This is a genomic window from Caballeronia mineralivorans PML1(12) (assembly GCF_001028175.1).
Taxonomy (GTDB): Bacteria; Pseudomonadota; Gammaproteobacteria; order Burkholderiales; family Burkholderiaceae; genus Caballeronia; species Caballeronia mineralivorans.
In genome coordinates, this window is the sequence record NZ_AEJF01000026.1 from 1 (window position 1) to 384 (window position 384).

General features: G+C 67.7%; 1 pseudogene. It reads right to left on the reverse strand.

The annotated features are described in order from the left end of the window. A pseudogene (locus EOS_RS46950) lies at nt 1-384 on the reverse strand (zinc ribbon domain-containing protein); the annotation flags it as partial.

Genomic DNA, 384 nt, shown 5'->3' on the forward strand with positions numbered 1-384 from the left:
TCCGCGGCGCGGAATGTGCCGCCGTCGTGGCCGCGGCATTGTTGTTGAGCCAGCCCGACCGGGCGATCGCGTGTTCGACGAGCGTTTGCGCTTCGGCATTGCTCGCATCGATAGTCAGTACGTCGCGGGCGTTCTGGCGCACGCACAACCATGAGCCGGTCGCTTCGCAACCGCGTGCGGTCTGCAGCATCTCGTCGCGTTGGCGTTCCAGGCCCGTCAGCTCGGCCTGGGTTCGCTGTACATTGCCGGTAGTCAGTTGCGACGCGGGAATCTTCGAAAAGCGCCGGCGTGCCGTGGTCAGGTCGCCACGCTGGATGGCGTCACGCGCGGCCTGCAGGTTGTCCGTCGCGCTGGCGAGCGCGGCTGCTGCCGCACGGCTGGATG